Below are 14972 nucleotides of genomic sequence, written 5' to 3' on the forward strand. Positions count from 1 at the left end.
CCCACGTGTTACTCACCCGTCCGCCGCTAACGTCAAAGGAGCAAGCTCCTTCTCTGTTCGCTCGACTTGCATGTATTAGGCACGCCGCCAGCGTTCGTCCTGAGCCAGGATCAAACTCTCCATAAAAGAAATTTGATTAGCTCAAATTGTTTTGCTGGCATCATGTTTGATGTCCAAAATTTTGTTTCGTTCACTAACTCAAGGTTAGTTACTAAAAACTTTATTGATTACGTTTTGCTTGTTCAGTTTTCAAGGTTCATTTCGTCACCGTTTTCTCAACAGCAACTTTTATATAATATCATGTCGTTCGCTATATGTCAACAACTAATTTCATTTAATTTCATTGTTTTCAGCAGCTGTCTTAACGACTTTTATAATATTACACTCTTAATTTAAAAAGGTCAACACTTTTTCTAAAGAAAATTTATGTTTTTTTACTTTATCGAGAAACTTCCTATTATATTGATTAAGAAATAATTTAATATTAGACTCACAATCTGAAGTTAATGTAAAGTTATAATCTATCATTTCTTCATAATTTCTATTAAAAAATTAAACAAAAAGAGTCTGGGACATACAAGAATAGACAATCAATTATACCTCGGCATAATTGCGTCCGGAATCCGCCGGAGACTTAGGCCAACAGATGTTTGCTGAAAGAAGTTAAAAAAGAGCATGTTTTGATCAATTTTTTCAAAACATACTCTTTAGATATGTTCCCATATTAAGGTTAATATCTTTAATTTAATCAAACTTAAAAATAAAGCTACAACGGGCCTACGGAATGCTTCGCTATGCGACAGAAGCACAGTAGCCCTCCACTACAATCAGCTAAATACGGGGATACAAAACAAAATATCAACAAAAGAATCCTTTTACCAGTCTACATTCCAAATCAACACACCTAATATTTTTTATTCTCCTTCAATATTGTGCAATAAAAAGCTTGTCGCCATTTGGAACTGTAAATCATTTTGACGGTCCTCTTTATATTTTTTCAACGTTTCGTTTAAGCTGTTAAAGAAGGTTGTATCCAAATTAAAATTATCTTCTGCCTTTTTCAATTTCTTATCCTCCCGATAAAGCTTAACAGCCTCCTCCGTCGATTCATCCAAGTAACCGTCTAAACGAGCAATTTTAAAGCCTAGCTTTTTCAAAGCATTTTGCGTATAAGCAATTTCCTCACTCATATCGCCCTCTTTAAATTTCCCTGATAATGGATGCATTTGGAAAGCGAATAATTCATTTGGTTCAACCACTAAATTAGCCTCAATCCCTTGCCCATGAATCCATTCGCGCTTTGGTGTCAGCCATTTATTTGTGGACAGTTTAAGCTCTCCACCATTTTTCAACGACCAAGACTCCTGTACTGTTCCCTTCCCAAAACTCTTGACACCAACAAGGGAGGCACGTCCCCAACTTTTTAATGCGCCACTAAGTACTTCACTAGCAGATGCACTGCCCGCATTCTGTAAAACAACAATCGGTATCTTATACATTGTCTGTAAATACTTCTCATCAAAGCTTTTTGATTCCGTTTTTAATGGTTCCATAGCACCTTCAGCATTTTGCATATAGGCAAACACTTTGCCTTTCTCCAATACTGTGCTCAGTAGCGCTGCGACGCTATGTAAATAACCACCTGGATTATCCCGCACATCAATCACTAACCCTTTTATATCTTTTCGAAGTAACTTACTCGTTTCGGCAACCCACTCATTTGCCGTTTTCTCACCAAAAAGCGAGATTTCCACATAACCTATCGGAGTATTTTCTACGTTCACTACTTCGCTCGTTACTGTTTTATTAGAAATTGCAGCTCGTTCCATCGTCATTTTAATATGTTTATCTTCACTTGGACGATAGACGACAATAGTTACTTTCGTCCCCTTCTCCCCTTGAATTAAATGCATTAATTCACTCATCTTTTTACCATCTACTCGAACGCCATCAACTTGTACAATTTCATCAAGAGAGCGCATTCCTGCTTTATCTGCCGGGGATGAACGGACTGGAGATACAACAATAAATTTTCCGTTATTTTCAGATAACTCAATCCCAATGCCTACTCTTTCCTCGGCTAACATTTGTCGGTGTTGTTCTGCCTCTTCCTTCGAATAATAAGTGCTGTAAGGGTCCTTTATAGCATCTGCCATACCACGAAGCGCCCCCTCCACCAATACATCTTTTTTCGTACTGTATACAGATTTTTCCTCAATTAAATTCAATGCTTCATTAATCGAATCAACCTCTGCGACGACCGGCTCCTTTTTATCCCCTAAATTAAACCAGTCAAAATAAACTCCACTACCTAGCAATAGACTACTAGCAAGTACGCCGACACCAGCCATTATTTTGCGCAAACCTTCCCTCCTCCGTCTCTTCTACTGTATGAAGTTTATTTTTCAAACATACAAGATTAAACTTCAAAATAATTTGTTGAATACTATGATTTTTGTTTCAAGAGTATTCTATTGCGTATCGTGAGTATTTGATTTCTAGCGCAGGTATTCTATCGACAATCGCGGGTATTTTCCTTCCTTCCGCTGGTATTCTCACCTATCGCGAGTATTTGCTTTCCTTCCGCGGGTATTCTATCTCCTATCGCGGGTATTTTCCTTCCTTCCCCGGGTATTCTATCTCCAATCGCGGGTATTTTCCTTCCTTCCGCTGGTATTCTCACCTATCGCGGGTATTTTCCTTCCTTCCGCGGGTATTCTATCTCCAATCGCGGGTATTTGCTTTCCTTCCGCGGGTATTCTTTCTCCAATCGCGGGTATTTTCCTTCCTTCCGCTGGTATTCTCACCTATCGCGGGTATTCTCACCTATCGCGGGTATTTCCCCTCCTACTGTGGGTATTCTCACCATTCGCGGGTATTTTCCTTCCTTCCGCTGGTATTCTATCTCCAATCGCGGGTATTCCTCTTCCTTCCGCGGGTATTCCATCTCCTATCGCGGGTATTCCATCACCTATCGCGAGTATTCGCCTCCCTACCGTGGGTATCCATCACAAATTGCGGGCGCTTTATAAACAAATAAAAAAAATCTGCTTCGTTTCTTCAAGAAAACGAGCAGATTCTTTGATTTGATTAATCTAATGCGTCTACATATTTTTTTAACATTTCTGCATTCATTGGCCCTTTAATAGCACGTTGAATATATCCATTTGAATCAATAAAATAGGTTGTTGGAATCGTTATTATTTGATAAGAAATGCCGATTGAGTTTTTCGGGTCTTGATCAAGTAAAATAGGAAATGTTAAATCAAAGCTATCTCTAAATGTCATCACAGAGTCTACTTTTGCGTCAGCTGTAACATCTCGTTCTTCACTTGTTAAATTGACAGCTATTATTTCTACATTATCTTTTTTAGCATATTGTTCATAATAATTTTGCATATGCGGCATTTCTGCCTTACACGGTGGACACCATGTTGCCCAAAAGTTTAACACAACTTTTTTTCCACGAAGGTCACTCAAAGTCACATTTTTACCATCCAAACTTGTTAAAGTAAAATCCGGTGGCGTATCTCCATTGCTTAAACCAATCTTTCGTTCATCCATTTCTTTTCCAAGAGAAGTTGTTTCAATTTCACGATCCTTATCAATCTGCTGTTTAACATATGTACCAATCATCACAGCTACTAATAACACGACGATAAGTAGCCCAATATTTTTTTTCATTCCTTACCTCCCAATAATTCAGTACTTTATTTTTGAACCGCATCATTTAGACGTGCCAGCAAAACGCTGAATCACCATACCTAATATAAGTAATATGACGCTCACACCTACAGCCGGTTGCCATAAACCATACGGCTGAAAGAGAGCAACCATCATAAAACCAATCGTATATAAAAACAAAGCACGATTGATAGCTGTTATTTTCCATAATATGAGGACTGTTAGTGTACTTAGCACAAGTAAAGTTATCACTTCGCTAGTGGTTTGATTGTCATTTAGTAACACTACAAGCCATTGATAAATCGATTGCGTTAAAACGATTGCCCAACTACAGGCAGCCACTCCAGTTGCGTCAAACTGAAATTGTTGTCGCTTCCACCAAAGCTGTAACGATGCTGCCACTACGCCTAAAAAGACACCCATTGTCCCACCATTAAAATAAAGAAGCGCAAATGGTTGGGCGATAACTGCTTTAAAATCAGTGACAATTATGCTAAATTTCCAAACGATAATAAAGGTAAAGACCGCGTCACCATATACCCCCGCCCATTTCTTTGGAAATTGCACCCGTAAAACTAGCCATACAATGAAAAAGGCCACAAGAAGAGCGACAGCTGTTGCTGGTAATGTTAGTGCTCGAATAGAGAACCATTCTGTATTATTCATCTAATAAATCCTCCAGATAGCTACAGCATAGCATATAATCTTTATATGAACTGTCATTTCACACTGTGTTCAAAAAATCTCCCTGAAACATGCAAATAATAGACTCTTGATAAACAATTCTATTGAAATACCCATCTAGGTATTCATACTACAAATATATTACATAAAATGATGGCATACTAGGAAAAAGGCTTCCCAATTATGCATCTGCTAATAAAATAAGTACAAGGTTCTACAGATGAGTATATTTTTAATTTCAAAAATCGAGATGAGCATATTATGTTGCTTTCCCTAACGTTATTCAGACTGCTCCTACCTAAATGAACTTAGTTGACGTTCTATCCACCACTTTGACGGTTCTATCCATCATTTCGATAATTCTATCCGTCACTTTGCCTTTACTATCAGCCTTAATCATTTCTAAGCGCACAATGCGAAGATTCCCCAACATTTTGCGCTGATTGACAGCTAATCTTCCTCTGTTTATTGACATTACTCAATCTTGACTAACGAATCTTTTTTAGTAGAAGTGTCGAACATTCGCTTTCATCTTGATGTGTCGATACCCAATCAATATTATAGAAATTTAATAGAAATATAAAAAAGCTATACATTAGCGTAATCCTAATGTATAGCTTTCAATATTTTTATACTGGAATATATTTCAATGGGTTTACACTTCCGACTGCTTGTCCACGCCAAGCGCCAATATGCACTTCGAAGTGTAGGTGCGGTCCTGTTACGCGTCCAGTCATACCCATTGTTGCAATTTGCTGACCTTGGGATACCTCTGAACCAACACTAACATTGAAAGAATTTAAGTGTGCATATACTGTTGTATATATTTCGCCATTGATAGAATGTGTAATGATAACAACATTACCATACGTGCTAAGTGGTGCAGCATAGGCAACAACACCGTCAGCAGCAGCCCAAATTGGAGTGCCTGTACTATTTGCAAGATCGACTCCATAGTGGAATTCTGGACCTGCACCAATATTACGCCAGCCATAAGGTGATGTTAAACGACCATTTGTTGGCTTAATCCATGTACCATTCGATTGTGGGGCATCCACTGTTGAAGATCCTGATCCTGATCCTGATCCAGATCCACCACCACTATTGTTTGAATTAGCTGCCTTAGCTGCGGCAGCAGCGGCTGCCTTACGTTTCGCTTCTTGTTGACGAGCAATTTCAGCTAATCGATTTTGTTCATCGATGATTTTTTGTTGTAATTCTGCACTAACCTCAAGGGCCTCAGAATATTCTTTCTCAAGCAATACTTTTTCTGATTTCAGCTTTTCTTGCTCTTTTTCTAATTGATCAACTAATTTATTTTTTTCAGCTTTCTGTCCATCCAATGATGCTTTTAAACGATCAAGCTCAGCTTTTTTATCTTCGAGCTTTTGACGTTTACTTTCTAAGACTTGCTTTTGTTCCTCTAATTTTTGCTTGTCTTCTTTTTGATCCTGGATAATTTGTCGATCCGCTTCAAGCAATGCATTAACAGCAGAGAATCGATCGATAAAATCTACGAAGCTATTAGAACTAAGTAACACGTCTAAATAGCTAACGGAACCACCCGCCTGAATGGCACGGGCACGATCCTCTAACAATAAATCACGTTCTTCAATTTTGTGCAAAAGCTCCGCAATAGAATCTTCTAATGTTTTTATTTCTGCATTTGTAGATTGAATATCCGCCTTCACATTTTTGATATTGCCATTTGTTTTATCAATTTCAGCATTTAATGTTTGAATTTGATCTAATAATTTTTGTTGCTTGTTTTCATTTGCATTAATAGCATTTGTTTTATTATTGATGGATGAATTTAAGCCATCTTTCTTTGATTCAATTTGTTTTTTTTCATCTTTTAAATCCGATAAACTAGTTGCATACGCTGATGGAGTTTGGATAAAAAGAAATAGTGCAGATGCTGCAGCAAGTGTTTTCAATGAGTTTTTCGCCATACTTTTCACCGGTTGAACTCCTTTTCGACTATTATTTTGGTTGATTGTCATTCCGGCTAACACAACTTGTGAAGCCTAACGAAAGCTAGATTTTTAAAAACTTACGTACAGACATGAAACTTCCCCAAATACCAATTAGAACACCGATGAGTAATAGTAGACCGCTTACTTGGTACACAAGTGGTGAGAAATCAAGTACTTGAACAAGTTCGCCTTTTAATCGAGGCGCAATAATTTTATATACATTGTGGTAAAGGGTTGCGATGACCGCAATCGGAATAATAGAACCTAAAATTCCGAGCCACATTCCTTCTAATAAAAATGGGATACGCACGAATGAATTCGTTGCTCCGACAAGTTTCATAATTTCTATTTCATCACCACGTGCAATAATAGTAATTCGAATCGTATTAGAAATTAAGAAAATTGCTGTAAATAATAATCCACAAATAAGCACTATCCCTACGTTGCGACCAATATTTAAGAAATTAAATAGTTTTTCTACTTTGCCTTCACCATACATAACGTCATATGTATACTCAAATTTATCAATCTTTTTAGCAACAGTAGCTGTTTGTTGAGGATCTGAAGCCTTCACATAAATAACATTACGCAATGGATTACTTTGCTCAAATAATTTAAAATCGTCCCCAAAATCTTTTACTAATTTCGTTAATTCATTTTCCTTTGTTGAATAGGTCATCTCTGCGACATCTGGCAATTTCTTTATTTTTTCCATGAGCGCTTTTTCAGCCGCTTTATCTGCTGTTTCATCAATTAACACTTTAATTTCAACATCGTTCTCTAAATCAGATGCTACTTTATTTAAATTCATCATAATAAGCGCGAATACGCCTACTAATATTAATGTAACTGTAACTGCACTTACTGAGGCAATAGTCATCCAGCTATTACGACCAAGAGACTTTACACTTTCTCGGAAGTGGCGTTTTACTGTATTAAACTTCATAGCCGTAGTCACCTCCGTGCTCATCACGGACAATCATTCCGCCTTCAATTGCAATTACTCGACGACGAATCGTATTTACGATTTCACGGTTATGGGTTGCCATCACAATAGTTGTACCTCTTGCATTAATTTCTTCGAATAAATTCATAATGTCCCAAGATGTCTCAGGGTCAAGATTCCCAGTAGGTTCATCTGCAATAACGACCTTCGGCACATTCACAATAGATCGTGCAATCGAAACACGCTGCTGTTCGCCACCCGAAAGTTCATTAGGGAACATTCTTGCCTTTTGCTTCAGCCCCACGAGCTCTAAAACTTCCATTACCCGACGGCGAATTTCTATTGGGTCTTCCTCGATTACCTCTAGTGCAAACGCTACATTTTCATAAACATTCAAACGAGGTAGCAGTTTAAAGTCTTGGAAAACAACACCAATTTGACGACGTAAAAAAGGTACCTTTTTATTTTTCAATTCTGCTAAATTTATGCCATTAACAGTGATTTCTCCAGAAGTAGCTTTTTCCTCGCGGTACATTAATTTAATAAATGTAGATTTACCTGCACCACTTGGACCTACAACATAGACAAATTCACCTTGCTTTATGTTAACGGAAATCCCATTTGTCGCAACAACGCCATTTGAGTACTTCTTTGTCACATTCTTCATTTCTATCATATTTAAACCACCTAAATCTCTTACCATGTAAGAGGTATTTCGTTCTCTATTATAGCACTCTATTTCTCCCTTTATTATTACAGTTTCATTTCATTACGTGGTAGTTCCTGTTATTTCGTTATTTGATTGCCATAAAAATATCATAAACTCGACATACGAGAAAACAAAAACCGAGCCCAATAGCGGAAAGTCGATTTCTGCTTTTCTTATGTTTTTAAGCAACAAAAAAGCATTCAAGCTATGCTGTTTTGCATAGCCTGAATGCCTTATATTAGTTAAATTTGCTGCTCGTCAGTTGTTGTATAGCGTACTAAAACTGCACCTGTTTTAGACTCACCTTCGATAAATAAACGATTAGCATTCTCTACCTCTTTATCAAAGCGTACTACTTTTGATAAAAATTGATCCTGCGATTCCATTTTCGAAGCGTCTTGAATACCAACATCTACTTTACCAAAATTCGTAACAATTTTACCGCTTAACGATATTGTACGTGGCACATACAATTCAACGGCTCCTGCGACTGTTTGTGCTTTGATTTTTGATGAATTAGTAGAGCAAGTTGTGACAACAACATGTCCATTAACCGATTTTGCTTCAACTTCATCCAATGCCCCATCTAAATAGACACGGCCATTCAATGTTTCAGCCTCTAAATCTTTACCACGAACATTTGTTAATTCGATGGAACCATTAGAAGAATCTACTTCTGCCTTTCCAAAGTTAAACTTAGAGCCTTTAATCGCACCGTTTAATGTTTTTACTTTTAATTGCTCGAAATCCGTATCTTGTAACGTAACACTACCGTTCATTAAACGTACTGATAATTTTTCTAATTTATCCTTTGGAACAAGTACTTTAACATTTACTTGAACAAGCTTAAGTTGACTTAAAATCCGTAGTGAATCTCCATCTTCCTTGACAACGAATTGCTCTAGGAAGTTCGCGCGCGTTTCTTCTTCACTATCATTAACAAGAGGTGCCTTCACCTTGCAAATGACTTGGAAGCTATCTCCTTCAGCAGTTTCTAATGAAAAATTGCCATTCGGTAATTCCGCAATTATTTTGTCTACATGTTCAGCTGCAACTTCTTCCGTATGTGTAAACTCGAATTTATCTCCAAATGGAGAAGTTACATCAAATTCTTTGACCTTTTTTACTGCCGTATTCATCATATCCATAAAGAGTGAACCAATTTGTGATAAATCTTTACGGAAATCTCGCATTTCTTCTTGGAAATATTTCGAGAAATCTTCATCTTTTTGCGATTGTTGATCTTTTTGACTTTCGTCTTTAAATACTGACTCTTTTTCTGTTGAGGAATGCTGGTCCTCATTTACCACATCATTCATAACATTTTGAGTGGACTTGCTAGGTTGCTCTAATGCTTCTAATAATGTAATCGCCTCTTGCGCTGAAATTGTTCCTTTTTCCACAAGTTCTAGAATTCGTTGACGTTCATTTTGCATAATAAAAATAGCCTCCCTCAGTTCGTTATATTATTTATACGATTCATCTTGTGAAAAGTTTCACCATAAATGAAAATAATGGGTATATATCTTTTTTAGGCTTCGTTCCTCTCTTGGCTCCCTCCAGGTTCTCATCTGTGACGCTAATCCCCAAGGAGTCGCCCACCCTCCACTCCAATCAACCTATCCACATGACATACGTTTTAACGTAATATCATCCAACTTTTGAATTATATCGAAACACTTTTAAGTATTATCGCCCAACTTTTGAATTATATCGATAAACCTTCGACTTTTATCACCCAACTTCCGATTTTTATCGACATCTGCCTTCGTGCATAAAAAAAAAGTTCGCAACTCCCCTTAGGGAGTTTGCGAACTTTTTATAATTATTGAGAAGCTTTTGCTAAAACAGCTTCCATACGCAGACGATCTCTTGTTAATATCGGTTTTAAATATTTCCCAGTATAAGAGCCATTTACTTCAGCGACTTCTTCTGGTGTACCTGTCGCAACGATAGTACCACCTTTATCTCCACCTTCAGGCCCTAAATCGATAATGTAGTCTGCTGTTTTGATGACATCTAAATTATGTTCGATTACTAGCACGGAATCGCCATTTTCTACAAGACGCTGTAAAACAACGAGTAAACGTGCAATATCATGCGCATGTAGGCCCGTTGTCGGCTCATCTAAAATATAGAATGATTTACCTGTTGAACGACGGTGTAATTCAGAGGCTAATTTTACACGCTGTGCCTCACCACCGGATAGAGTTGTAGCAGGTTGTCCTAATTTCATATAGCCTAATCCTACATCCACGATCGTTTGTAGCTTACGTTGGATTTTCGGAATATTTTCGAAGAATACTACTGCATTTTCAATCGTCATATCTAAAATATCCGCAATGCTTTTATCTTTATATTTCACTTCAAGCGTTTCACGATTATAACGCTTCCCATGACAGACTTCACATGGCACGTAAACATCTGGTAGGAAATGCATTTCGATTTTTATAATACCGTCACCACGACAAGCCTCACAACGGCCTCCCTTAACGTTGAAGCTAAAGCGACCTTTTTTATAGCCACGTACCTTCGCTTCATTTGTTGTTGCAAAAACATCTCGAATATCATCAAAAACGCCTGTATACGTTGCTGGATTAGAGCGAGGCGTACGACCGATTGGTGATTGGTCAATATCAATAACCTTTTCTAGCTCATCAATCCCCGTTACTTCTTTATGTTCGCCCGGTTTCACTTTTGATCGATTAAGCTTTTGAGCTAATGATTTATATAAAATTTCATTAATAAGCGTTGATTTACCTGACCCTGAAACCCCTGTTACGGCAACGAATAAACCAAGTGGTACATCAACCTTCACATTTCTAAGATTATTTTCCTTGGCACCTTTAATCGATAATTTGCGCCCATTCGGTTTGCGACGTTCAATTGGCAATGGAATAAACTTCTTGCCACTTAAATATTGCCCTGTCAAAGACTTTTCATTTTCCATTACTACCTGCGGTGTTCCCGCAGCTACAATTTGACCACCGTGCACACCTGCACCAGGACCAACATCAATAAGATAATCAGCCGCCAGCATTGTATCTTCATCGTGCTCGACAACAATAAGCGTATTGCCTATATCACGCATATTTTGCAGTGTACTAATAAGACGGTCATTATCACGTTGATGCAAACCGATTGATGGCTCATCTAAAATATAGAGCACGCCCGTTAAACGCGAGCCGATTTGTGTCGCAAGGCGAATTCGTTGAGCTTCTCCTCCTGAAAGTGTACCCGCTGCTCGACTTAACGTTAAATAATCTAACCCTACATTGACAAGGAAGCCCAGACGTTCCTCAATTTCGCGTAACACAAGTCGAGCAATTTTCATATCCTTTTCTGATAAATCCAGCTCTTTGAAAAATGTATCAGCTTCCTGAATCGAATACTGTGTAACTTCACCAATATGTTTATCTGCTAGTTTTACAGCTAATGTTTCAGGCTTTAAGCGATAACCTTTACAAGATGGACATGCTTGCTGCGCCATATATTTTTCCATTTGTTCTCGCACATAATCAGACGTTGTCTCTTTAAAACGTCGCTCCACATTACGGACAACACCTTCGAATTCAATCATTTGGTCTCGCACATTGCCAAACTCATTTTCATAATGGAAGTGGATTTTATCTTTACCAGACCCATATAAAATTTTATCCATCTTTTCTTTCGGAAGATCCTTTACTGGGACGTCCATTGGGATATCATAATGATCGCATACAGCCTTTAATAATTGTGGGTAGTATTGAGAGCTTGTCGGTTCCCATGGTGCTATAGCATGCTCTAATAAACTACGATTCCAATCAGGCACTACTAAATCAAGATCTACCTCTTGCGTCGAGCCTAAACCATCACAGCTTGGACAAGCTCCAAATGGACTATTAAATGAAAACATGCGAGGCTCTAGCTCACCGATTGAAAATCCACATAACGGACAAGCATGATGCTCACTAAATAATAATTCCTCATGCTCCATCACATCCACAAGTACACGCCCGTCTGCCAAACGTAATGCTGTCTCTAAGGAATCACTAAGACGTGCCGCGACACCTTCCTTCATCACAACACGATCGATGACTACTTCTATTGAATGCTTTTTGTTTTTATCAAGTTCAATTGCATCATCTAAATCACGTAGCTCACCGTCGATACGTACTCGAACAAAGCCTTGCTTTTTTAAATCTTCCAGTAGCTTTACATGCGTCCCCTTACGCCCTGATACCATCGGAGCAAGTAACTGCATTTTCGTTCTTTCTGGATAAATTAATAAACGATCGACCATTTGCTCAATTGTTTGGGAGGTAATTTCAATACCATGATTTGGACAAATAGGCTTACCGATACGCGCAAATAGTAAACGTAAATAATCATAGATTTCCGTTACTGTCCCAACTGTAGAACGTGGGTTACGGCTCGTCGTTTTTTGATCGATTGAAATAGCAGGAGATAATCCCTCTATTGCATCAACATCTGGTTTATCCATTTGACCAAGGAATTGACGGGCATAGGCTGAAAGGGATTCTACATAACGACGTTGCCCTTCGGCATAAATCGTATCGAACGCTAATGATGATTTCCCTGAGCCCGATAACCCTGTTAGCACGACTAATTGATCGCGTGGAATTGTGACATTGATATTTTTTAAATTATGAGCTCGTGCACCTTGCACGACTATTTCAGTATTTTTCACAAGCCATTCACCCTTCTACCTTCAATTCAAATATTGTATCGCGCAGCTCAGCAGCACGTTCGAAATCGAGTGCTTTTGCTGCTTCCTTCATTTCTACTTCTAGAGTAGCAAGTAACTGCTCTCTTTCCGCCTTCGTCAGCTTCTTACCTTTTGTTGCCTTCGTTACATAGGATTCTTCTTCCTCTGCCACCTGTGTCGCACGAATAACATCAGGAATTTTCTTAACAATCGTTTTCGGTGTGATGCCATGCTCTTCGTTATACGCCTTTTGCAGTGCTCGACGACGCTTCGTTTCCTCAATCGCCTTTTTCATCGAATCCGTCATATTATCTGCGTACATAATGACATGACCATTAGCATTACGAGCGGCACGTCCAATCGTTTGGATTAATGAACGCTCTGAACGTAAAAACCCTTCCTTGTCAGCATCTAAAATCGCCACAAGAGAAACCTCTGGAATATCTAGCCCTTCTCGTAATAAGTTAATGCCGATAAGAACATCGTAAGTACCTTTTCTCAGCTCGCGAATAATTTCAATTCGCTCTAGCGTCTTAATCTCAGAATGCAAGTACTCCACTTTTAAGCCCATTTCTTTCAAATAAGCTGATAAATCCTCTGACATTTTTTTCGTCAATGTTGTAACGAGCACTCGTTCATCACGAGCAATACGACCTTGAATCTCATCGATTAAATCATCAATTTGCCCTTCAATAGGACGTACTTCAATTTGTGGATCAAGGAGCCCTGTTGGTCGAATAATTTGCTGCACCATTTCTGGAGAATGCTCAAGCTCATACGGGCCAGGCGTTGCTGATACATAAATAGCTTGATGTATATGTTTCTCATATTCTTCAAAACGTAAAGGGCGGTTATCTAGTGCTGATGGCAGACGGAATCCATGCTCAACTAGCACACCTTTACGTGCTTGGTCCCCGTTATACATCCCTCGAACTTGTGGCAAAGTAACGTGACTCTCATCGACAACAAGTAAAAAATCATCAGGGAAATAATCAAGTAGCGTATATGGCGTTGCTCCCGCTTCACGCAATGTTAAATGACGCGAGTAGTTTTCGATACCTGAGCAAAAGCCCATTTCACTCATCATTTCTAAATCATAACGAGTACGTTGCTCTAAACGCTGTGCCTCCAATAATCTATCCTCTGCACGTAAAAGAGCTAAACGCTCCTCCAACTCTTTTTCAATATTTTCAATGGCTTTTCGCATTTTTTCTTCTCGTGTAACGAAGTGGGATGCCGGGAAAATAGCTACATGATCACGATCCGCTAGTATTTCTCCAGTTAACGCATCCACTTCGCGTATCCGATCGATCTCGTCCCCAAAAAATTCCACGCGGATACATTGTTCGTCACGGGATGCTGGGAATATTTCCACTACATCGCCACGTACCCGAAACGTCCCACGTGTAAAACTCACATCATTACGCTCATACTGTACATCGACCAGTTTTCGAAGCAACTGATTACGTTCAATTTCCATTCCAGTACGCACCGATACGACCATTTCACGATATTCTTCTGGAGAACCTAGACCATATATACAGGACACGGATGCAATAATAATGACATCATCACGCTCGAATAATGCAGATGTTGCCGAGTGACGCAACTTATCAATTTCATCATTAATGCTTGAATCTTTCTCGATATAAGTATCCGTCTGCGGTACATATGCCTCTGGCTGAAAGTAATCATAGTAGCTGACAAAGTATTCAACTGCATTATTAGGGAAGAACTCTTTAAACTCACTATATAATTGACCCGCTAGTGTTTTATTGTGTGCCATAATAAGTGTCGGTTTTTTCACCTGTTTAATGACATTAGAGATCGTAAACGTTTTTCCTGTTCCTGTAGCACCGAGCAACGTTTGATGACGTTTACCTGCACGTACACCCTCCACTAATTCCGCAATTGCCTGTGGCTGATCTCCATTAGGCGTATATGGCGCTTGTAAATCAAATGTTTGCACACATGTCCCCGTCCTTTCCTACCAATTTGATACATATATTTTAGCATAGCATTATTAAAATTTCGAACATTTAACGAACGAATGTTTGTAAAAATTTTTCCGTTTGCTATATTTAAGGTGATTACGATAGAACGTACGTACTAATGACAACGTATCTATAAATAGATTACCCTTTCCAAATGTTAGCTAATCGAGATAGGACGATGTAAATGCATTACCTTAGAGGGGATTCGATTCCCGTAGATCTGATCTACTGGAACGAAAATAGCAAAAAAATCCCGCCCTCCAATAAGCGG

At 38.6% G+C, this 14972-nt stretch carries 11 protein-coding genes and 1 rRNA gene; all 12 read right to left on the bottom strand.

Features of this window, described 5'->3' with window-relative positions:
* Positions 1 to 126, bottom strand: a 16S ribosomal RNA gene (locus ACYQ73_RS11675); the annotation flags it as partial.
* A gap of 788 nt (positions 127 to 914) precedes the next feature.
* Positions 915 to 2363, bottom strand: coding sequence for a S41 family peptidase (locus tag ACYQ73_RS11680; RefSeq protein WP_460012661.1), 1449 nt, complete (start codon positions 2361 to 2363; stop codon positions 915 to 917).
* Between the two features lie 273 nt (positions 2364 to 2636).
* Entirely contained in the window at positions 2637 to 2807 is a 171-nt protein-coding gene (locus tag ACYQ73_RS11685) for a hypothetical protein (RefSeq protein WP_460012662.1), read from the bottom strand.
* Positions 2804 to 2947, bottom strand: a complete 144-nt coding sequence (locus ACYQ73_RS11690) for a hypothetical protein (RefSeq protein ID WP_460012663.1) — start codon at positions 2945 to 2947, stop codon at positions 2804 to 2806. Before ACYQ73_RS11690 ends, ACYQ73_RS11685 begins: the two co-directional genes overlap by 4 nt.
* 143 nt (positions 2948 to 3090) lie before the next feature.
* Positions 3091 to 3684, bottom strand: a complete 594-nt coding sequence (locus tag ACYQ73_RS11695; protein ID WP_460012664.1) for a redoxin domain-containing protein — start codon at positions 3682 to 3684, stop codon at positions 3091 to 3093.
* 42 nt (positions 3685 to 3726) lie between these two features.
* Positions 3727 to 4350: a hypothetical protein gene (locus ACYQ73_RS11700; protein WP_460012665.1), complete on the bottom strand. Its 624-nt coding sequence runs from the start codon at positions 4348 to 4350 to the stop codon at positions 3727 to 3729.
* A gap of 647 nt (positions 4351 to 4997) precedes the next feature.
* Positions 4998 to 6329 carry a murein hydrolase activator EnvC family protein gene (locus ACYQ73_RS11705; protein ID WP_460012666.1) on the bottom strand — a complete coding sequence of 444 codons (1332 nt, stop codon included), beginning with the start codon at positions 6327 to 6329 and terminating at the stop codon, positions 4998 to 5000.
* 76 nt (positions 6330 to 6405) lie between these two features.
* The gene (gene ftsX / locus ACYQ73_RS11710) at positions 6406 to 7290 is read right to left on the bottom strand and encodes a permease-like cell division protein FtsX (RefSeq protein ID WP_460012667.1); all 885 of its coding nucleotides are present in this window, start codon (positions 7288 to 7290) and stop codon (positions 6406 to 6408) included.
* Complete coding sequence (gene ftsE, locus ACYQ73_RS11715; RefSeq protein ID WP_460012668.1) at positions 7280 to 7966, bottom strand: cell division ATP-binding protein FtsE; 687 nt, start codon at positions 7964 to 7966, stop codon at positions 7280 to 7282. The genes ftsX and ftsE overlap by 11 nt, the downstream gene beginning before the upstream one ends.
* Before the next feature lie 275 nt (positions 7967 to 8241).
* Positions 8242 to 9435, bottom strand: a complete 1194-nt coding sequence (locus ACYQ73_RS11720) for a DUF4097 family beta strand repeat-containing protein (RefSeq protein WP_460012669.1) — start codon at positions 9433 to 9435, stop codon at positions 8242 to 8244.
* Between the two features lie 389 nt (positions 9436 to 9824).
* A complete protein-coding gene (gene uvrA, locus ACYQ73_RS11725; protein ID WP_460012670.1) occupies positions 9825 to 12689 on the bottom strand; it encodes an excinuclease ABC subunit UvrA in 2865 nt (954 codons plus the stop codon).
* A 7-nt stretch (positions 12690 to 12696) separates the two neighbouring features.
* A complete protein-coding gene (gene uvrB / locus ACYQ73_RS11730; RefSeq protein ID WP_460012671.1) occupies positions 12697 to 14676 on the bottom strand; it encodes an excinuclease ABC subunit UvrB in 1980 nt (659 codons plus the stop codon).
* Positions 14677 to 14972: the final 296 nt, after the last annotated feature.

This window comes from Lysinibacillus sp. CTST325 (assembly GCF_054665055.1).

Excerpts from the sequence above, each read along its gene's own strand:
- ACYQ73_RS11690 (WP_460012663.1), bottom strand. The coding sequence starts at position 2,947 with ATGGAATACCCGCGGAAGGAAGAGGAATACCCGCGATTGGAGATAGAA.
- ACYQ73_RS11695 (WP_460012664.1), bottom strand. The coding sequence starts at position 3,684 with ATGAAAAAAAATATTGGGCTACTTATCGTCGTGTTATTAGTAGCTGTG.
- ACYQ73_RS11700 (WP_460012665.1), bottom strand. The coding sequence starts at position 4,350 with ATGAATAATACAGAATGGTTCTCTATTCGAGCACTAACATTACCAGCA.
- ftsX (WP_460012667.1), bottom strand. The coding sequence starts at position 7,290 with ATGAAGTTTAATACAGTAAAACGCCACTTCCGAGAAAGTGTAAAGTCT.
- ftsE (WP_460012668.1), bottom strand. The coding sequence starts at position 7,966 with ATGATAGAAATGAAGAATGTGACAAAGAAGTACTCAAATGGCGTTGTT.
- ACYQ73_RS11720 (WP_460012669.1), bottom strand. The coding sequence starts at position 9,435 with ATGCAAAATGAACGTCAACGAATTCTAGAACTTGTGGAAAAAGGAACA.